Source organism: Pseudomonas sp. GL-R-26 (assembly GCF_019947365.1).
Lineage (GTDB): Bacteria > Pseudomonadota > Gammaproteobacteria > Pseudomonadales > Pseudomonadaceae > Aquipseudomonas.
The window spans coordinates 181,347-199,615 of sequence record NZ_JAGYGI010000003.1; the positions used below are offsets into that span (position 1 = coordinate 181,347).

Sequence of the window (18,269 nt, forward strand, 5' to 3'; positions counted from 1 at the left end):
GCGGGGCACGCAATGTGCTCCGCCGTACTTGTGGTCGACAGCGGCACCAACATGAGACAAACTCAACCTTTTCGATTTATCGACAAGTTTTCCTCATGGAGCCCCCGGTGCTTGAAATCCGTCACCTCAAGACCCTGCACGCCCTGCGCGAAGCCGACAGCCTGGTGGATGCAGCCGATCGCCTGCACCTGACCCAGTCAGCCCTGTCCCACCAGTTCAAAGAGCTGGAGGAGCGCATGGGCATGCAGCTGTTCGTGCGCAAGACCAAACCGGTGCGCTTCACCAGCGCCGGTTTGCGCCTGCTGCAACTGGCCGACGCCACCCTGCCGCTGCTGCGCGCCGCCGAACGCGACATCAGTCGCCTGGCCGGTGGCACCGCCGGTCGTCTGCACATGGCCATCGAGTGCCACAGTTGCTTCCAGTGGCTGATGCCGACCATCGACCAGTTCCGCGACGCCTGGCCAGAGGTCGAGCTGGACCTGGCCTCGGGGTTCTCCTTCGCACCGCTGCCGGCCCTGGCCCGTGGCGATCTGGACCTGGTGGTGACCTCCGATCCGGTGGATCTGGCCGGGATCACCTATGTCCCGCTGTTCACTTATGAAGCGATGCTCGCGGTGGCCAACCAGCACCGCCTGGCCAGCAAGGCCTATATCGTCCCCGAAGACTTGCTCCCGGAAACCCTGATCACCTACCCGGTGGAACGGGACCGACTGGACATCTTCACCCGCTTCCTCGAACCCGCCGACATCGAGCCGGCCCAGGTCCGCACCTCGGAACTGACGGTGATGATGATGCAACTGGTGGCCAGCGGTCGCGGCGTGTGCGGCATGCCCCATTGGGCACTGCATGAATACAGCTCGCGGGGCTATGTGAAAGCCAAGCGGCTGGGGGAGAAAGGTTTGTTCGCCACACTGTATGCGGCAATCCGCGCCGACATGCTTGATGCGCCGTACATGCGCGACTTCTTGCTGACGGCCAAGGACACGTCGTTTTCGACGCTGGATGGGGTTAGTGCAGTTCGCTGAGAAGCCAGATGCTGTCCACTGTGGCGAGGGAGCTTGCTCCCGCTCGGCTGCGCAGCAGTCGTAAATGTTCTTGAGTGTTGACTGAAAGTCCGTGGCGGATGGTATCGGGACTGCTTCGCAGTCCAACGGGAGCAAGCTCCCTCACCACAAATACCGGCTCCTACAGGGGGATCTGCGGTGATTTCAGAGTTCGCGCCACATGTGGATCTTGTCGAAGTAATCCTCTTCCACCCGCACGGCCATCGGTTCCAGGCCGAACTGGACGAAACCGCAGCGCTGGTAGAGGTTGAACGCGGCATCGTTGCCGGCGGTGACGGTCAACTGGATCAGGCGCAAACTCCCATGGTTCCGCGCCTCGGCCAATGCCGCCTGAATCAGTTGATGGCCGAGCCCGCGCTGGCGGACCGTCGGTGAAACATACATGCCAAACAGCGTCACCTTGTGCCGGGCCTTTTCCCGAGGCTCGAACGCAAGGCCGACGATGCCGGCCAACCGGCCTTCTTCGAACGCCCCGAGTACCACGTCCAGCTTGTCGCTCAGGCGCGACTCCCACCAGCTCAGCGGCATCGCCGCCCGCTCACGCACGCTCGAGGTAAAGGCCTGCGGGTGCAGGTCGTAGGCTTCGAGCATCAGCGCCCGATAGTCCAGGGCATGGCTGGCATCCAGTCGTTCGATCCACATCCTCAGGCCATCCGTTTTTGCTCAAGCATCAGCCGCAGCGCCAGCGCCGACAACACGAAGCCCATGAAATAGCGCTGCATCGCCAGCCAGGTCGGATTGTTGACGAACCACGAGGCGATGCCCGCGGCAAACATGGCGATCAGCAGGTTGACGCTGAAACTGACGCTGATCTGGGTCAGGCCGAGGATGATGCTCTGGCTGAACACCGAACCGTGCTCCGGCGTGATGAACTGCGGAAACACCGACAGATAGAACACCGCGATTTTCGGGTTCAGGGCGCTGGTCAGAAAGCCCATGGTGATCAGCTTGCGCGACGAATCCGGAGGCAACTGCTGCGCCTCGAACGGCGAACGCGCACCGGGTTTGACCGCCTGCCAGGCCAGCCACAACAGGTACAGCGCACCGGCCCACTTCAACAGCTCATAGGCCATCGGCACCGCCAGGAACACCGCGGTCAAACCGGCGGCGGCAGCAAACAGGTGCACGAAAAAACCCGCAACCACCCCGAGCAGCGAGATCACCCCGGCCTTGCGGCCCTGGCAGATCGAACGGGAGATCAGGTAGATCATGTTCGGCCCCGGCGTCAGTACCATCAGCAACGCGGCAGCAGCAAAAATCAGCAGGTCTTGAAGCGGGATCATGGGCGAAGTCCTTTGCGTGATGATCAGGCGATCGCGGTCAGCGATGCTCGATAAAACGGCAGGATCAGGTCCCGTGTCAATGGCGCCAAGGTGACATCGCCGTCGGTGGCCGGGTCGATCCAGATCACTTCTTCGATCTCTGCCTCCGGGGTGACATCTGAATCTATGTTCAGCTGAAAAAGCTCGGCATGTACGACAAAACCCGGCTCGTTGGCGGCCGGTGCCGAGAAGTGACCGAGGTAAACGGCCTGCGCCGGGTCGATGTCCAGACCCAGCTCTTCTTCCAGCTCCCGGGCCAGGGCGTGGACCGGCAATTCATGGGGCTCGATCTTGCCACCCGGCTGCATGAACGCCGTGGTGCCGCGCTTGCGCACCAGCAGCGTGCGGCCGTCGGGGCCGATCAACAGGGCGGCGGCGATGCGGATTGTCCCGGAGGTTGGCGAGGAGTACGTCGACATAAACAAAAGGCCTTTGACTCAAAAACGCTAAGGATCACATGTCCGCCGCTCGTGAGCAAAGGCCTCAGGTTCAGGCAGAAAGGCTTATGCAGCTTCCTGGAAATCCATCTCCGGCGGCTGCCGACGGAAACCGCCGGTCAACACCGCCAGGTACACCACGCCAATCGCCAGCCAGCTCAACCCCAGGTACACCGCCAGATGATCGAGGCTGACCATCAGCCACAAATCCGCTGCCAGGCCGATGAACGGAAACAGCAGGAACAGCACGAATTCGCGCGGGCCTTTTTTCTCGCCACCGATCCAGTAATGGAAGATCACCGACAGGTTGACCAGGCTGAACGCCAGGAACGCGCCGAAGTTGATGAACGAGGTCGAGGTGGTGACGTCCAGTTTCAGCGCCAGCAACGCCACCACCGCGCACAGCAGGATGCTGTTGATCGGCGTGCCGAAGCGTTCGTGCAAGGTGCCGAAAAACGCTTTCGGCAACACGCCGTCGCGACCCATGGCGTACAGCAGCCGCGAACCGCTGGCCTGGGCCGACAACCCCGAGGCGAATTGGCCGACGATCAGGCCGATCAGGAAGATCGACACGAACAGGTCGCCACCGATGTTGCGGGCAATTTCATAGGCCGCCGAGTCGACGTTGTCGAACTGGAACGACGGATGAGCAATCTGCACGAAGTACGACACGCCGACGAAAATCAGCCCGCCGATCAAGGTGATCAGCATGATCGCCCGGGGAATGGTGCGGCGTGGATCGCGGGTTTCTTCGGTCAGGGTGCTGACCGCGTCGAAGCCCAGGAACGAGTAGCAGGCGATGGCCGCGCCACTCATGATCAGCGGCATCTGCATGTCGCCGTTGAAGAACGGTTTGATCGACCACAACGGCGTGCTCGCATCGCCGCCGACGTAATGCACGCACAACGCGACGAAGGCGATCAGCACCAGGAATTGCACCAGCATCAGCAAGGCGTTGATGCCGTTGGCCAGTTTCAGGCCGACGATGTTGATCGCGCTGGTGATACCGATGAACGCCAGCACCCAGATCCACTGTGGCACTGCCGGGAATGCGGAGTTGAGGTAAGCCGCGCCGATCAGCCAGATCGCCATGGGCAGGAACAGGTAATCGAGCAGCACCGCCCAACCGGCGATGAACCCGAGTTTCGGGCTGATGGCCTTGCGCACATAGCTGTAGGCCGAGCCGGCCACCGGGAACGCCGAGGCCATGCGCCCGTAGCTCATGGCGGTGAAAAACATTGCCACCAGCGCCGCGAGGTACGCGGCCGGCACCATGCCGGCGGTGGATTGGGCGAGGATGCCAAAGGTGCCGAGCACAATGATCGGCGTCATGTAGGCGATGCCAAACAGCACCACCGACCCCAGTGACAGGGTGCGTTGCAAACGAGCCATGAGCGACTACTCCGGATTTTATTGGATTTATGGCAGAGCCGAGTTCGGCGCAAGTTACGGGTGTTGCGTTGTTGTTCTTGGGTCAGGCAGGTGTGTCGTCTGGGAGGGCCTCATCGCGAGCAGGCTCGCTCCTACAGGGTTTTGTGTCGGTTACAAAATCTGAATCCACTGCAGATCCCTGTGGGAGCGAGCCTGCTCGCGATGGCGTCATCCTGGTCGACAAGAAATCAGGATCAGCGCACAGGAATCAGCAGCTCCCGCACCCCGGAAACATGCTCAACCACCTCCCCCGGCAACCTCAGCCGCTGATCATCCAGATAGCGATAATCCTGGCGCGCCGTCGTCAGTTGGTTCAGGTCCAGTTCAACGGCAAACTGCCCTTCCTCGCGTCCGGCTTCGAATAACAGGGTGCCCAGCGGATCAACCAGTGCACTGCCGCCGGCGAACAGCAGATTGTCATCGCCGGTTTCCACCCGGTTGACCATCAGCGCAAACGCCTGGTTTTCCTGGGCGCGGGCCATGATCGCGGTGCGGTGGGTCGGACCGTACGGGTCCATGTTGCCGTTGGTGACGATCAACAGTTCGGCCCCCAGTTGCGCCAGGGCGCGGGCGCCTTCGGGGAATTCGATGTCGTAGCAAATCAGCAGGCCCACGCGCACGCCGTTCCACAGGCAGGTGGCGTAGCGATCGCCCGCTTCGTAGACACCGCGATCCGAGGCCCACAAGTGAGTCTTGCGGTACTTCAGCGCGATGCCTTCGGGGGTGATCAGCAACGTGGTGTTGTAGAAACGGCCGTTGTCGTTCTCGGCCATGCCGATGGCCACGGCAATATTGCGCTGGCGGGCGGCGGCGATCACCGCACTGACGGACGGGCCGTCCAGCGCCTCGGCCACCTCGGCCACGGACTCGGCCGAAGGGAAGCCCATCAAGTGGCCTTCGGGGAACAGGATCAGCTGCGTGTCGGCTGCGCACGCAGCCATCGCCGCCAGGGTGCGTTCGAGGTTGTAAGCCGTATCGTTGTCACGGCCTGCCAGTTGGGCGAGTTCGACCTTCATGGGTATTCCTTGTTATGGGCCGGACGGCAGAAAGATTGCCCGGTCGGTGTCTGTGCGCCAGTATGCGCAGCAAGCAACCGGGCGGGGAATTACGCCGCTGGGGTAACACGATAGGGGTAGATGCATGACACTCTCGTTGGACGACATCGCCTGGCACCGCTCGGTGGGGCAACTGATCGACGCCCTGGACAAGCCCAACTTCTGGACCCAGCTTGTGCGCTTGCTGGACCAGTACGTGCCCTTCGACAGCTGGGTGGCGCTGCTTTTCAGCGCCGATCAGCGCCCCCAGGTGTTCGCCGAATGCCCCGGCGAGGACGGCAGCCCCGACCAGTTGTTCCAGGATTACCTGCGCGGCCTGTACCTGCTCGACCCCTTCTACATCGCCTGCCGCGAGCAGTCGCGCACCGGGCTGTATCGCCTGTCGGAGGTGGCCCCGGAGCACTTCGAGCTGACCGAGTATTACCAGCGCTACTTTCGTCTGAATGTGGTGGCCGACGAAATCCAGTTCAATTGTCAGCTCGAAGGCGACCGCACGCTGTGCCTGTCCCTGGGCAGCACCCAGCGCTTCAGCGGCCAGCAGATCGCCTTGTTGTCGTTGATCCAGCCGTGGGTGCTCGGTTTGTTGCGCCAGCGTCTACCCTATGAAATCAACGAAGTCGTGGCCCTGGCCCCCGCACCGCCGCAAGCCGACTGGCGGGTACAGCTGGAGGCCTCTGTGCAGCAACTCAAAGGCGCGCAGTTGACCGCCCGGGAGCTGGATGTCGGGCGCTTGATGCTTAGCGGTTGCTCCAGTAAAGAAATCGCCCGTAAGCTGGAAATCTCTGCCGAAACCGTGAAAGTCCACAAGAAACACATGTACAGCAAGCTGGGGATCAAATCCCAGTCCGAGCTGTTTTCGATTTTTCTCCAGGCACAAAATGCCTGACAGCTTTTCTGTAGGAGCGAGCCTGCTCGCGATAGCGGTATGTCAGCCAACATCGATGTCGACAGCACCGCCGCCTTCGCGAGCAGGCTCGCTCCTACAGTGTTTTGTGTTTTAGCCACAATATTGAGTCCGAACCCAAGGAAACCGTATGAGCCTGTCACTCCTGAGCCGCTACGCCTTCTTTGCCGTCTGCGTGATCTTCACCCTCGCCAGCCTGCCTTTTCTTGACTATGACTGGCTCTGGCCGATCACCGCCGTCACGGCTGTCCTCAGCCTGATCGGTGTGTTCGATCTGCTGCAAAGCCCCCACGCGGTGCGCCGCAATTACCCGATCCTCGGCAATATCCGCTACCTGGTCGAAGGTATCCGCCCGGAAATCCGCCAGTACCTGCTCGAATCCGACAGCGACGCCCTGCCCTTCTCACGGGCCCAGCGCTCGTTGGTCTATTCCCGGGCCAAGAATGAAACCGCCGACAAACCCTTCGGCACACTGATTGACGTGTATCAGTCGGGTTTCGAATTCATCGGCCACTCCATGCGCCCCGCGCCGTTGAGCGACCCGAGCAGTTTCCGGGTCACCGTCGGCGGCCCGCAGTGCACCCAGCCGTATTCGGCGTCGGTGTTCAACATTTCGGCCATGAGTTTCGGTTCCCTCAGCGCCAACGCCATCCGCGCGTTGAACCAGGGTGCCAAGCTCGGCAACTTCGCCCATGACACCGGCGAAGGCAGCATCAGCCCCTATCACCGGGAGAACGGCGGCGACCTGACCTGGGAACTGGGCAGCGGCTACTTTGGCTGCCGCACCAGCGACGGTCTCTTCGACCCGGAACGCTTCGCGGCGCAAGCCCGGACGCCGCAGGTGCGGATGATCGAAATCAAGATGAGCCAGGGCGCCAAGCCCGGCCACGGCGGCATCCTGCCCAAACACAAGGTCACCCGGGAAATCGCCGAAACCCGCGGCATCCTGATGGGCGAGGACTGCGTGTCACCGTCGCGCCACACTGCGTTTTCCACGCCGATCGAAATGATGCATTTCATCGCACAGTTGCGTGAGTTGTCCGGCGGTAAACCGGTGGGCTTCAAGTTCTGCCTCGGCCATCCGTGGGAGTTCATGGGCATCGCCAAAGCCATGCTGGAAACGGGCATCCTCCCGGACTTCATCGTCGTCGACGGCAAGGAAGGCGGCACTGGCGCCGCGCCCGTGGAGTTCACCGACCACATCGGTGTGCCGATGCGCGAAGGCCTGCTGTTCGTGCACAACACCCTGGTGGGCCTGAACCTGCGGGACAAGATCAAACTCGGCGCCAGCGGCAAGATCGTCAGCGCCTTCGACATCGCCAGCGTGCTGGCCATCGGCGCCGACTGGGCCAACTCGGCACGCGGCTTCATGTTCGCCATCGGCTGCATCCAGTCGCAGAGTTGCCACACCAACAAATGCCCGACCGGCGTCGCCACCCAGGACACCCTGCGCCAGCGCGCGCTGGTGGTGCCGGACAAGGCCCAGCGTGTATTCAACTTCCACCGCAACACCCTCAAGGCCCTGGCGGAAATGCTCGCCGCCGCCGGCCTCGAACACCCGTCGCAGTTGTCGGCCAAGCATCTGGTGCGACGCATGTCGGCGACCGAGATCAAGCTGTTCTCGCAGTTGCACGTATTCCTCAAACCGGGGGAGTTGCTGACCGGCGAGGTGAACGGCGAGTTCTACTCGCGGATGTGGCAGATGGCCCGGGCCGACAGTTTCGAGCCCCATGACATAGCGGCGGCATGACCTCGCCACCCCGATCAAAATCGCGCCTCACCAACGCAGTGTTTTGCTCGGGGTCGGTTCCTTCATCACGATGAAACCGTAATCACCGATCAGGTAAATCCGGTAGTACTGGCTGTCCACCAGTGCCGGATAACCCTGATAACCCACCCGTGTCGCGTTGCGCCGCTCCCGCTCCGCCACCACGTTGGTGATCCCCGCTTTCGGCAGATTCTCGGCCAGCATGTAAAAGTCGGTATTGAGCAGGTAGTGCAGCACCGGCAGCTGCTTGAATGAGCCTGACGCCGCCACTAACCAATAGTCGGAATAACTCACCGAGATGTAGATCCGCCTGGCCTCGCGCAGCGACTGGTGGCTGGCGATGTCGTACGCAAGACCGGCCAGCGCCGTGGACGCAAAGGTTTTCTGCACCGTCAGCACCCGGCCGTAGGCGAACGACAGCGACAACATGGCCAGCAGGGGAATCATCAACAACAGTGGCAGGCGCTCATGGATCGACGCCAGCGCCAGATGACCCAGGTAGAACAGCAATACCAGCAGCACGGCGAAGCCCATCAAGGTGCGAGCGCCTTCGTTGAAGTCGCGGAAAAACAGAGCCACACCGGACACCAGCAGCGTCACCACCGGAAAAGTCAGCAAACACATCAGGCCGATCAACAGCTTCTTCGGCCCGCTGTCCTGGCGCGCCGCTACGTTCAATCCCAACCGCACCGCCCCGGCTATCGCGAGCAACAGCAACCCGCCGAACACCCAGAGCCATCCGCCATGGAACAGCAGCACGACCTTTTCCAGGACCCGGCCAATGTTGATCTGGATCTGCAATGAAGCATGCGCCGTCCAATCGAGCATCGATGTGCGATTGGAGTCCATGAACGGACCCGCACTGACGCTGTAGATCAACCCGCCGAGGATGACCTGGGCGGCTTTCCAGCCCAGCAGGTCGCGCCATGGCACCGGGGCCGTTTTATCGTTGGCGGCCCTGAGCAACTCCAGGCAACACAGGCCCAGGAACACATTCAGGCTGATCTGATACAACCCCAGCGCCAGTGCTATCAGGAACGCCGGCACCAGCCATTGCACGCCGCGCCACGGGTGACGAAAGGTTATGGCGTAGATCACCGTCACCAGGCTCAGGGCCGTGGCGGGACCGTCGTATTGATAGGACAGGTTTTGCAGGAAGAACGGGTTGTACCAGAGCGGCAACAGCACCAGGCAACAAGCGACGGTGGGCTGGCGGAAGTAATGGAACGTCAGGCTGGTCAGCGCCGACGCCATGGCCAGCGTGGCGATCAACAAGGGCAAGGGAAAGATGTTCGGCGCGGCATGGCTGAAGGACAGCGCGTTGTAGAACAGCTGGGCGAAGAGTCGGCCCTGTTCGGCCCAGGCCATACCCGCCGACAGCGAGCGCCAGTTGTCATCGATGTAGGGAAAATCCGCGAGGATCAACGGCAGGACATACACCAAGGTGGCGAACAGAAAAAACTTCCAGACCTGATGCCGGCTGAGCTCGCGAACGAAGAAGTCGCTGAACCGGCCCATGCTAGCGCCCGCCCCGGTTTTTACCGCCGACGATGTCCTTGATCACATAGCGCGGCCGGTGCTTGGCCTCGATGTAGATGCGCCCGATGTACTCGCCGAGGATGCCGATGCCGATCAGTTGCACGCCGCCGAGAAACAGGATCGCGGTCATCAGCGACGGATAACCGGGGACGCTGTTGCCGAAGAAAATCTTGTCCAGCACCATGTACACCGCATAGAGCACCGCGAAAATCGATATGCCGCCACCGACGTAAGTCCACAAGCGCAGCGGCACGGTGCTGAACGAGGTCACGCCTTCCAGTGCCAGGTTCCACAGCTTCCAGCCGTTGAACTTGCTGCTCCCCGCCACTCGCCCCGCCCGCTCGAACTCCACCACCACGGTATTGAACCCGGCCCACGACAACACGCCTTTCATGAACAACTGGTGCTCGGGCAGGGAACGGATCACATCGACCACCTTGCGATCCATCAGCCGGAAGTCCCCGACGTTTTCCTCGATGCGGGTGTAGGCGATGCGATTGAGCACATGGTAGAAAATCGACGCGCTGTGGCGCCTGAGGTAGCCGTCGGCGGCCCGGCTGCGGCGCTTGGCGAGCACCACGTCGGCACCCTTTTGCCATTGCTCGACCAATAACGGAATGACGTTGATCGGGTCCTGCAGGTCGACATCCATCGGGATCACGGCATCGCCGCTGGCGTGTTCCAGGCCGGCAAACAATGCCGGCTCCTTGCCGAAGTTTCGCGAAAAATTGATCAGCATGACCTGATCATCCGCCTGGGCCAGTGCCGTAGCCTGTTCGGCCGTGCGGTCGGAGCTGCCGTCGTTGATGAAGACGATCTCGACGTCGGTGCCGCTGAGCTTCAATTCCCGTCGTACCGCCTGATAAAACAGGTCGATCGCCTGTTCTTCGTTGAACACAGGGACAATGAGCGACACTTTCATTGATCACGCTCGCGAAACACCACGTATTTGGAATACAGGAAGCCGAATACCAGGCTCAACGCCGAGAACAAGGCCACGGTGAGCAAACCATGCAATCGCCAGACATCGCCGAGATGACCGACCCCCAGGCTCAATGCCCCCATGCCCAAAAGAAACAGCAGGTAACCTGCGACCGTCGCATTGGCGGCAAAGGTAAATTGCGCGTTCATGTAGAAAGAAAACGACGCAGCCACGCAGAAGGCCGCCAGGTTGCTGATTGCCTGGCTGAGGCCGGCCGCCACGCTCAGCAGGAAAAAGATCTGCCAGTGGATCAGGGTGTTGGCGACCCCGATCACCGTGTAACTGGACAGCCCTTTCCACAACAGTCTCATGGGACGCTTCCGTTTCAAGAACGTTGCACTCATTAGTATTTGATGACTGTCTGCTGTCAGAAATCGCAGGTTGACGGACCTTTCAGACCAGCGGTTGAGCCTTGGGGCAACCCCCGAGACATCCGGCAATATCCCGACTTTGCAATTGCCCGCGAATCAGTCCACCCTGCGCGCCGCCGATCGGGCGCGTGGCCTTTGCGCCCGCGGCCAATCCCATTTTTACCCGCTGTTACGAGCCTGCTGTCATGACGTTAGCACGCGATCACCGGATCGACTTTTTTCGTGGTCTGGCACTGATCTTCATCTTTTGGGATCACGTGCCCCACAACCCCTTGGGGCAAATCACCCTGCGTAACTTCGGTTTCAGCGATGCGGCCGAGGTTTTCGTGTTTCTGGCAGGTTACGCGGCCGTACTGGCGTACGGCAAAGTCCTGGCGCGCGAAGGCTTTCTGATCGCCTGCGTGAAAATCCTGCGCCGGGCCTGGGTGCTCTACGTGGTGCATATCTTCCTGCTGGCGATGCTGATGGGCATTGTGTTTTTCGCCAACAGCCACGTGGAAACACGGGACCTGGTGGAGGAAATGGGCATGCATCACTTCATCAGCAACCCGCAGCAGGCCCTGATCGATGAACTGCTGTTGCGCTTCAAGCCGAACCTGATGGACCCGTTGCCGCTGTACATCGTGCTGTTGGCGGGCTTGCCCCTGGTGCTGCCGCTGCTGGTGCGCAAGGCCTGGGTGGTGGTCGCGATGTCCTTGGCGCTGTACCTGATGGTGCCGCTGGCTGGCTGGAACCTGACGGCCATCAAGGACGGCGTGTGGTATTTCAACCCGGTCGCCTGGCAGTTGCTGTTCGTACTCGGCGGTGCCGCTGCGATTCACAGCCAGCGCCCGCGCTTGCCCGAGTCCCGCCCATTGCTACGCCAGCCGCTGTTTGTCAGTGCGGCGCTGTATGTAGTAGCCGCCGGTGTGTTGACCGTTCTGTGGCGTTGGCCGGACATTCACGATGCCGTGGTGCCGGCGAGCCTGCGAAACTTCCTGTACCCCATCAGCAAGACCGATCTGTCCCCCGTGCGCCTGCTGCACTTCCTGGCACTGGCCTATGTCACGGCGAAACTGATTCCCGACAGTGGATGGACGCAAAACTGGCTCGCGCAGCAAAGTTGCCGCATGGGCCGTTTCTCGCTGGAGATTTTCTGTCTGGGCGTGCTGCTGGCGCCATTGGCGGACATGGTCAATGCGTTGACCAACGATGCTTTTGCCATGCAGATCTTCACGGCGCTGGTGGGTGCCGGGTTGATGGCGTTGCTGGCGGCGTGGCTGGAGTTCAACAAGTGGTTGACCCGGTCACCGCAAACCGTCGCCGTCCGTTGACTGCTTCTGTGGCGAGGGAGCTTGCTCCCGCTCGGCTGCGAAGCAGACGTAAACCGGATAGCGTGGTGCACCTGAAGGATCACGATTGCAGCGTTCAGGGCCGCTACGCGCCCCAGCGCGAGCAAGCTCGCTCGCCACAAAAGCCCCTGCTCACAGATAAATGTCCTTCAACAAAAAGCCCCGATCATTTCGACCGGGGCTTTTGTCTTTCAGGCATTACGACTTACGAAGCCGAACGCGCCGCACCTTGCGAAACATTGGTCGGTTGCAACTTGAACACGTAGAACAACACCGTCAGCAGCACCAGGAACGCAGGGCCCACATACAGCGCCACGCGGGTGTCCGGGAAGTACGCCATCAGGCCGACCACCAGCACCAGGAACGCCAGCGCCAGATAAGAGCTGATCGGGTACAGCCACATGCGGTATTTCAGGCCGGCCGCTTCGCTGGCGCTCAGGCCCTTGCGGAATTTCAGTTGGGCCAGCAGGATCATCGCCCAGGTCCAGATCGCGCCGAAGGTGGCAATCGCCGTCACCCAGACAAACACCTTTTCCGGTACCAGATAGTTGAGCAGTACGCCCAGCAGCAACGCACCAATCGACAGCAGCAATGCACGCCGCGGCACGCCGTTGGTCGAGGTCTTGGCAAAGCCGGCCGGGGCCTGGCCGTTCTGCGCCAGGCTGTAGAGCATGCGCCCGGTACTGAAGATGCCGCCGTTGCAGGACGACAGCGCAGCGGTAATCACCACGAAGTTGATGATGCCCGCCGCTGTCTTGATGCCCAGCCGCTCGAAAGTCATCACGAACGGACTGCCCTGAGTACCGATTTCGTTCCACGGGTAGATCGACAGGATCACGAACAACGCGCCGACGTAGAACAGCAGAATCCGCCAGAACACCGAGCCGATGGCGTTGGGGATGGTCTTTTGTGGGTTCTTCGCTTCACCGGCGGTCAGGCCGATCATCTCCACGCCCAGGTAGGCGAACATCACCATTTGCAGGGACATCAACACGCCTTGCACGCCGTTGGGCATGAAGCCGCCGTGGGTCCACAGGTTGGAAATCCCCAGGGCCACGCCGTCGTTGCCGAAACCGAAGGCGATGATGCCGATGCCGCCGAACACCATTGCAATGATGGTGACGATCTTGATCAGGGCAAACCAGAACTCGAACTCACCGAATGCCTTGACCGCGATCAGGTTGATCGAGCCCATGCTGATCAACGCGGCGAGCGCCCAGATCCAGCGCGGCACATCGGGGAACCAGATCCCCATGTACACCGCCACGGCCGTGATTTCCGCGACGCAGGTCACCAGCCACAGGAACCAGTAGTTCCAGCCGGTCAGGAAGCCCGCCAGCGGGCCGAGGTAGTCTTGGGCGTAACGGCTGAACGAGCCAGCGACCGGATTGTGCACGGCCATCTCGCCGAGGGCGCGCATGATCACCAGGATCGCCAGACCGCCGATGATGTAAGACAGCATGATGGCCGGGCCGGCCATTTCGATGGCCTTGGCCGAGCCCAGGAACAGGCCGACACCGATACAGGCACCGAGTGCCATCAGGCGAATATGCCGCTCGCCGAGTTCACGTTTAAGCGGACCGCCCTGAGCGGTCTCGCCTTGGGGCAGGTGATTGCCTACGGGCATGGGGACATCCTCGTCTTGTTATTGGATATGACCACCGAGTGGCGAAGCGCTGACCGATAAGCCATCGCCTCCCGAACCGGTTCTGCTTCGTGGGCAGAGTCGTCTTGTAGGAAATACCCGCAAGATCAGTGGGAAAACGGCGCCGAGTATTGCACAACAATGGTGCATCGTCATGCCCCGAAAAAGCCTATAAAGCTCTAACTCAGGTGTTTCAGCCCGCTGACCTACTGTGGCGAGGGAGCTTGCTCCCGTTGGACTGCAAAGCAGTCCTCAATTCAGCAACCATGATTTGTCGGGTTGATCCAGACCTCTGGTTTTGCGACTGCTGCGCAGCCGAGCGGGAGCAAGCTCCCTCGCCACACGTTGCTTTGAATCCTTCAATAACCGGGGAAATTTCATTCAGCCAATGCAGATACAAGTAAGAAAACAAGGAGCTAGCGTATTTAGACAAACGCCAAAGGAAGCAACGGAATGCATCCCCATCCAAACTCACATCTATTGCGCCGTGGACGTTACTCGGAACAAGGTAGGGGTTATCTCATTACCGCAGTCGTACATCAGCGCCGCCGATTATTCGCGGATTGGCGGCTTGGACGCCTGTTGGTTGAGGAGCTCAGGCGAGCCCATGATCAAAAATGGGTCAACTCAATGGCCTGGGTCATCATGCCGGACCACTTCCACTGGTTAATACAGCTTGAGCGGCACACGCTGCCGCAACTCATGCAGGCCATAAAATCTCGCAGCACTCTCACGATCAACCGGGAATTGAACGAAAGAGGAGCCTTCTGGCAAACCGGCTACCACGACCGGGCCATCCGCGACGGAGAAGATCTTCTACCGTTCGCTCGCTACATCGTTGCCAATCCACTCAGGGCGGGGCTTGTGGATAAAATTGGCGACTACCCGCTCTGGGATGCGTGCTGGCCCTGAGTACAAATGGCTGGCTGATCCTCTTGTGGCGAGGGAGCTTGCTCCCGCTAGACTGCGCAGCAGTCGTAAAGCCGGTGAAACATATCATCCAGACAAATCGCATTTGCCTGCCTGGGGGCCGCTGCGCAGCCCAGCGGGAGCAAGCTCCCTCGCCACAAAAAGAGGCCATTACCCGACATTTTGCCCTTCACATTTTTTTCACCTTCGCCAACCACCGTCTAAGCTTCAGTGAAGTCCGATCAATCTGCGTGAATGGATCAGTCGACTATGGGCGCTTTGTGGCAAACCGATTCGAGTAAAACCGTGGTTCCGAATGAACGTGAGGATGAAGCGCCTATTCCTGAAAAACCCCGTCGCTCCAGGCACGGATGGGGAGCGTTCTGGCTATTGCTGTTGATAATCGCGATTGTTGTGGGGCTGGCGGCTGCGAGGGAAATGCGTACCTCGAAGTTCCAGGCTCGGGAAGTCAGCAAATACGCCGCGTCCCTGAACTATGAACTCAAGCCCGGCCCCAGCGATGCTATTCGCTATCCGGGGGACGGCCCGTTCGATCGGCGCCTGGGCTACAGCTCGCTGGATGAGTTCCTGCCGCGCCTGATCAAGCGCGATTTCGTCGTCGAAGCACAAACCCGCTTTTCCCCGGCGCTGTTGAAGTACAGCGACAAGGGCCTGTTCGTGCCTTATGCCGAGAAAATCCAGGCCGGGCTGTCGATCACCGATTGCCGTGCAGCGCCGCTGTACCAGTACAACTATCCACAGCAGCTTTACTCGACCTTTGCCTCGATCCCGCCGGTGGTGGTCAACAGCCTTCTGTTCATCGAAAACCGCTTCCTGCTGGATCCAAAAGAACCGCTGGCCAACCCGGCGGTGGACTGGCCGCGGTTCGGCATGGCGGCATGGTCCCAGGTGGCCAAGCTGTTGCACGTTCCCGGCCAATCCGCCGGTGGCAGTACCCTGGCCACGCAGTTGGAGAAGTACCGGCATTCCCCCGATGGCTTGACGGTCAATGGCGCGGAAAAGATTCGCCAGATGATTTCCGCCACCGTACGCGCCTACCAGGCCGGGCCACAAACCCTCGAAGCCCGGCAGAACGTGGTTCGCGACTACCTCAACAGCGTGCCGCTGTCAGCCGTACCGGGCCACGGTGAAGTGCACGGCATGGCTGAAGGGTTGCGAGTGTGGTACGGCTCCGACTTCAATCAGGCCAACGAAGCGCTGTCCAGCACCGCGACGGATCCAAAAACCATGGCGGAAAAAGGCCTGGCCCTGCGCGAAATGCTGTCGTTGATGATTGCCCAGCGCCGCCCGTCGCATTACCTGACCAAGGGTCACGATGAACTGGCCGACCTCACCGACAGCCATATTCGCCTGCTGGCGCAAAACAATGTGATCGACGCCGAGTTCGCCGCCGCCGCCCTGGCCAGCAAAGTGACCTACCGCGACTGGGCCACCCAGCCGACCATTCAACCGATTGAAACCAACAAGGGCATCAGTGTTGCGCGCAGCCGTCTGGCCGGCATGCTCAATCGCCCGCTGTATGACCTCGACCGCCTTGACCTCTCCGCCACCAGCACCCTGCAAGGCGAGTTGCAAACCCAAGCCACCGCGTACCTGAAAAAACTCGCCGACCCGGAGTTTGCCACGCAAATCGGCCTGATCGGCGAACGCCTCCTGACCACCACCAGCACCACCCAGGTGCGCTACAGCTTCACCTTGTTCGAACTGACCCCGGACGGTTCGCGGGTTCGGGTACAGACCGACAGCACCGACCAGCCATTCGACATCAACGAAGGCAGCAAACTGGAACTGGGCTCCACCGCGAAAATGCGCGTGCTGACCACCTACCTGCAAATCATCGCCGAGCTGCACGACAAATACGCCGGCATGACCGTTCCGGAACTGAAGAAAGTCGACGTGCCGGACCAGGACCGCCTGAGCCGCTGGGCGGTCGATTACCTGATCGAGAACAAGGACCGCGACCTGCAAAAAATGCTCGGTGCCGCTCTGGACCGTAAATACTCCGCCAGCCCTGGCGAGGCATTCTTCACCGGGGGCGGCCTGCACGTGTTCCACAACTTCCGCAAGGAAGACAACGGCCGGATACCGCCCATACGCGACGCCCTGCGCGAATCGATCAACCTGCCGTTCATTCGCCTGATGCGAGACCTGGTGCGCTACACCATCTACTCCGGCCCGAACAGCAGTGCCGAACTGCTCAAGGACGACCGAGACCCACGGCGTCAGGAGTACCTGGCCGATTTCGCCGACCGCGAGGGCACTTCGTTCCTGCTCAAGTTCTGGAAGAGGTACAAGAACAAGGACACCCAGGACCGCCTCGATACCTTCCTCGACAGCATGCGCCCCACCCCGATCCGCATGGCCGCCGTGCACCGCTACCTGCTGCCGCAGGCCAGCCAGGAAAGCTTCAACGCCTTCGTGCGCTCACACCTCAAGGGCGCCACGCTCACGGAAAAACTCACTGACGAACGTCTTGTGCGGCTCTACGAGGCCTACGCTCCCGGCTCCTACGACTTGCCGGATCAAGGCTTCATCGCCAAGGTCCACCCGCTGGACCTGTGGCTGATGGGCTACCTGCTCAATCACCCCGACGCCAAGTGGAGCGAGATCGTCAAAGCCAGCCAGTTCGAGCGCCAGGAGGTCTACAGCTGGCTGTTCAAAAGCCGGCACAAGGGTGCCCGCGACAGTCGCATCCGCACCATGCTGGAGATCGAAGCGTTCCTCGATATTCACCAGCGCTGGCAGAAAGTCGGCTATCCGTTCGACCACCTGGTGCCGTCGCTGGCCACCGCCATCGGCAGCTCCGGCGACCGCCCCGCCGCCCTGGCCGAATTGATCGGTACCATCCTCAACGATGGCGTACGCATGCCGACCCTGCGTATCGACAGCCTGCATTTCGCTGCGAACACCCCCTATGAAACCCAACTGATCAATGACCCGGACGTCGGCAAACGGGTGATGCCATCCGAGGTGGCGACCGCCATGCGCGAAGCCCTTTCACAGGTGGTGGATGCCGGTACGGCCAAGCGCGTGGCCGGCAGTTTCAAACTGCCGGATGGCAGCCCACTGGCCATGGGCGGCAAGACCGGTACTGGCGACAACCGTATCGAAGCCATTGGTTCCGGCGGACGGATCCTGAGTTCGAAATCGCTCAACCGCACGGCCACGTTCGTGTTCTACATTGGCGATTCCCACTTCGGCACCCTGACGGCGTTCGTGCCGGGCCGCTCGGCGGAAAACTTCACCTTCACTTCAGCGTTGCCGGTGCAGGTGCTCAAGGGCATGGCACCGATTCTGACGCCGTACCTGCAACCGGGCACCCACACGATGTGCCAGCCAACCCAGGCAACGGCTGTGCGCTAACCAGTACCAAAACCGGGGCCGGGGTGGCGGTAACTATGTATTTTTCACTCTTTGATTTTGGGAAGATCGGGGCAAAACAGGCATCCTTTCAAACCAGTTTTTGAGCTTTTTTCGGGGGCCACGCGTA

Annotated in this window: 15 protein-coding genes; 6 read left to right on the top strand and 9 right to left on the bottom strand. The window is 60.9% G+C overall.

Annotated features, from left to right (window positions below):
- Positions 1–107: 107 nt before the first annotated feature.
- On the top strand, positions 108–1,025 hold the full coding sequence (metR, locus tag KGA96_RS05540; RefSeq protein WP_046041032.1) for a transcriptional regulator MetR: 918 nt from the start codon (positions 108–110) through the stop codon (positions 1,023–1,025).
- Positions 1,026–1,208: 183 nt separating this feature from the next.
- Here the strand turns inward: metR and KGA96_RS05545 are convergent, their stop codons facing one another.
- The 5 genes from KGA96_RS05545 to KGA96_RS05565 form a co-directional block, all read right to left on the bottom strand.
- Positions 1,209–1,706: a GNAT family N-acetyltransferase gene (locus KGA96_RS05545; protein WP_223511937.1), complete on the bottom strand. Its 498-nt coding sequence runs from the start codon at positions 1,704–1,706 to the stop codon at positions 1,209–1,211.
- A gap of 2 nt (positions 1,707–1,708) precedes the next feature.
- The gene (locus KGA96_RS05550; protein ID WP_223511939.1) at positions 1,709–2,347 is read right to left on the bottom strand and encodes a LysE family translocator; all 639 of its coding nucleotides are present in this window, start codon (positions 2,345–2,347) and stop codon (positions 1,709–1,711) included.
- 23 nt (positions 2,348–2,370) lie between these two features.
- Positions 2,371–2,805 carry an NUDIX hydrolase gene (locus tag KGA96_RS05555; RefSeq protein WP_223511941.1) on the bottom strand — a complete coding sequence of 145 codons (435 nt, stop codon included), beginning with the start codon at positions 2,803–2,805 and terminating at the stop codon, positions 2,371–2,373.
- A gap of 84 nt (positions 2,806–2,889) precedes the next feature.
- Complete coding sequence (locus tag KGA96_RS05560) at positions 2,890–4,215, bottom strand: APC family permease (RefSeq protein ID WP_046041027.1); 1,326 nt, start codon at positions 4,213–4,215, stop codon at positions 2,890–2,892.
- A gap of 233 nt (positions 4,216–4,448) precedes the next feature.
- Complete coding sequence (locus KGA96_RS05565; RefSeq protein ID WP_223511948.1) at positions 4,449–5,270, bottom strand: carbon-nitrogen hydrolase family protein; 822 nt, start codon at positions 5,268–5,270, stop codon at positions 4,449–4,451.
- 124 nt (positions 5,271–5,394) lie between these two features.
- Here KGA96_RS05565 and KGA96_RS05570 point away from each other — a divergent pair, with 124 nt between their 5' ends.
- Positions 5,395–6,195, top strand: a complete 801-nt coding sequence (locus KGA96_RS05570) for a helix-turn-helix transcriptional regulator (RefSeq protein WP_046041024.1) — start codon at positions 5,395–5,397, stop codon at positions 6,193–6,195.
- A gap of 148 nt (positions 6,196–6,343) precedes the next feature.
- Positions 6,344–7,963: an FMN-binding glutamate synthase family protein gene (locus KGA96_RS05575; protein ID WP_223466591.1), complete on the top strand. Its 1,620-nt coding sequence runs from the start codon at positions 6,344–6,346 to the stop codon at positions 7,961–7,963.
- Positions 7,964–7,990: 27 nt separating this feature from the next.
- Here the strand turns inward: KGA96_RS05575 and KGA96_RS05580 are convergent, their stop codons facing one another.
- The 3 genes from KGA96_RS05580 to KGA96_RS05590 are packed head-to-tail and all read right to left on the bottom strand — an operon-like array spanning position 7,991 to position 10,813.
- Complete coding sequence (locus KGA96_RS05580) at positions 7,991–9,499, bottom strand: glucosyltransferase domain-containing protein (RefSeq protein ID WP_223466592.1); 1,509 nt, start codon at positions 9,497–9,499, stop codon at positions 7,991–7,993.
- Between the two features lies 1 nt (position 9,500).
- Positions 9,501–10,442 carry a glycosyltransferase family 2 protein gene (locus KGA96_RS05585; RefSeq protein WP_223466593.1) on the bottom strand — a complete coding sequence of 314 codons (942 nt, stop codon included), beginning with the start codon at positions 10,440–10,442 and terminating at the stop codon, positions 9,501–9,503.
- Positions 10,439–10,813, bottom strand: coding sequence for a GtrA family protein (locus KGA96_RS05590; RefSeq protein WP_046041020.1), 375 nt, complete (start codon positions 10,811–10,813; stop codon positions 10,439–10,441). The genes KGA96_RS05585 and KGA96_RS05590 overlap by 4 nt, the downstream gene beginning before the upstream one ends.
- A 245-nt stretch (positions 10,814–11,058) precedes the next feature.
- Between KGA96_RS05590 and KGA96_RS05595 the strand changes: the two genes are divergently transcribed.
- Entirely contained in the window at positions 11,059–12,186 is a 1,128-nt protein-coding gene (locus tag KGA96_RS05595; protein ID WP_046041019.1) for an OpgC family protein, read from the top strand.
- Positions 12,187–12,409: 223 nt separating this feature from the next.
- Here KGA96_RS05595 and KGA96_RS05600 read toward each other — a convergent pair whose 3' ends face one another.
- Positions 12,410–13,831, bottom strand: coding sequence for an amino acid permease (locus tag KGA96_RS05600; RefSeq protein WP_223466594.1), 1,422 nt, complete (start codon positions 13,829–13,831; stop codon positions 12,410–12,412).
- Positions 13,832–14,302: 471 nt separating this feature from the next.
- Here KGA96_RS05600 and KGA96_RS05605 point away from each other — a divergent pair, with 471 nt between their 5' ends.
- Positions 14,303–14,761 (top strand): REP-associated tyrosine transposase, encoded by a 459-nt coding sequence (locus KGA96_RS05605; protein ID WP_223511950.1) that lies wholly within the window; start codon positions 14,303–14,305, stop codon positions 14,759–14,761.
- A gap of 267 nt (positions 14,762–15,028) precedes the next feature.
- On the top strand, positions 15,029–18,142 hold the full coding sequence (locus tag KGA96_RS05610) for a transglycosylase domain-containing protein (protein ID WP_046041015.1): 3,114 nt from the start codon (positions 15,029–15,031) through the stop codon (positions 18,140–18,142).
- The last annotated feature ends 127 nt before the right edge of the window (positions 18,143–18,269 follow it).

What these genes read in the sequence shown, in the direction of transcription:
- KGA96_RS05590 (WP_046041020.1), bottom strand. Translation starts at nt 10,813, where the DNA reads ATGAGACTGTTGTGGAAAGGGCTGTCCAGTTACACGGTGATCGGGGTC.
- KGA96_RS05555 (WP_223511941.1), bottom strand. Translation starts at nt 2,805, where the DNA reads ATGTCGACGTACTCCTCGCCAACCTCCGGGACAATCCGCATCGCCGCC.
- KGA96_RS05580 (WP_223466592.1), bottom strand. Translation starts at nt 9,499, where the DNA reads ATGGGCCGGTTCAGCGACTTCTTCGTTCGCGAGCTCAGCCGGCATCAG.
- KGA96_RS05565 (WP_223511948.1), bottom strand. Translation starts at nt 5,270, where the DNA reads ATGAAGGTCGAACTCGCCCAACTGGCAGGCCGTGACAACGATACGGCT.
- KGA96_RS05560 (WP_046041027.1), bottom strand. Translation starts at nt 4,215, where the DNA reads ATGGCTCGTTTGCAACGCACCCTGTCACTGGGGTCGGTGGTGCTGTTT.
- KGA96_RS05570 (WP_046041024.1), top strand. Translation starts at nt 5,395, where the DNA reads ATGACACTCTCGTTGGACGACATCGCCTGGCACCGCTCGGTGGGGCAA.
- KGA96_RS05600 (WP_223466594.1), bottom strand. Translation starts at nt 13,831, where the DNA reads ATGCCCGTAGGCAATCACCTGCCCCAAGGCGAGACCGCTCAGGGCGGT.
- KGA96_RS05545 (WP_223511937.1), bottom strand. Translation starts at nt 1,706, where the DNA reads ATGTGGATCGAACGACTGGATGCCAGCCATGCCCTGGACTATCGGGCG.
- KGA96_RS05550 (WP_223511939.1), bottom strand. Translation starts at nt 2,347, where the DNA reads ATGATCCCGCTTCAAGACCTGCTGATTTTTGCTGCTGCCGCGTTGCTG.
- KGA96_RS05610 (WP_046041015.1), top strand. Translation starts at nt 15,029, where the DNA reads ATGGGCGCTTTGTGGCAAACCGATTCGAGTAAAACCGTGGTTCCGAAT.
- KGA96_RS05595 (WP_046041019.1), top strand. Translation starts at nt 11,059, where the DNA reads ATGACGTTAGCACGCGATCACCGGATCGACTTTTTTCGTGGTCTGGCA.
- KGA96_RS05605 (WP_223511950.1), top strand. Translation starts at nt 14,303, where the DNA reads ATGCATCCCCATCCAAACTCACATCTATTGCGCCGTGGACGTTACTCG.
- KGA96_RS05575 (WP_223466591.1), top strand. Translation starts at nt 6,344, where the DNA reads ATGAGCCTGTCACTCCTGAGCCGCTACGCCTTCTTTGCCGTCTGCGTG.
- KGA96_RS05585 (WP_223466593.1), bottom strand. Translation starts at nt 10,442, where the DNA reads ATGAAAGTGTCGCTCATTGTCCCTGTGTTCAACGAAGAACAGGCGATC.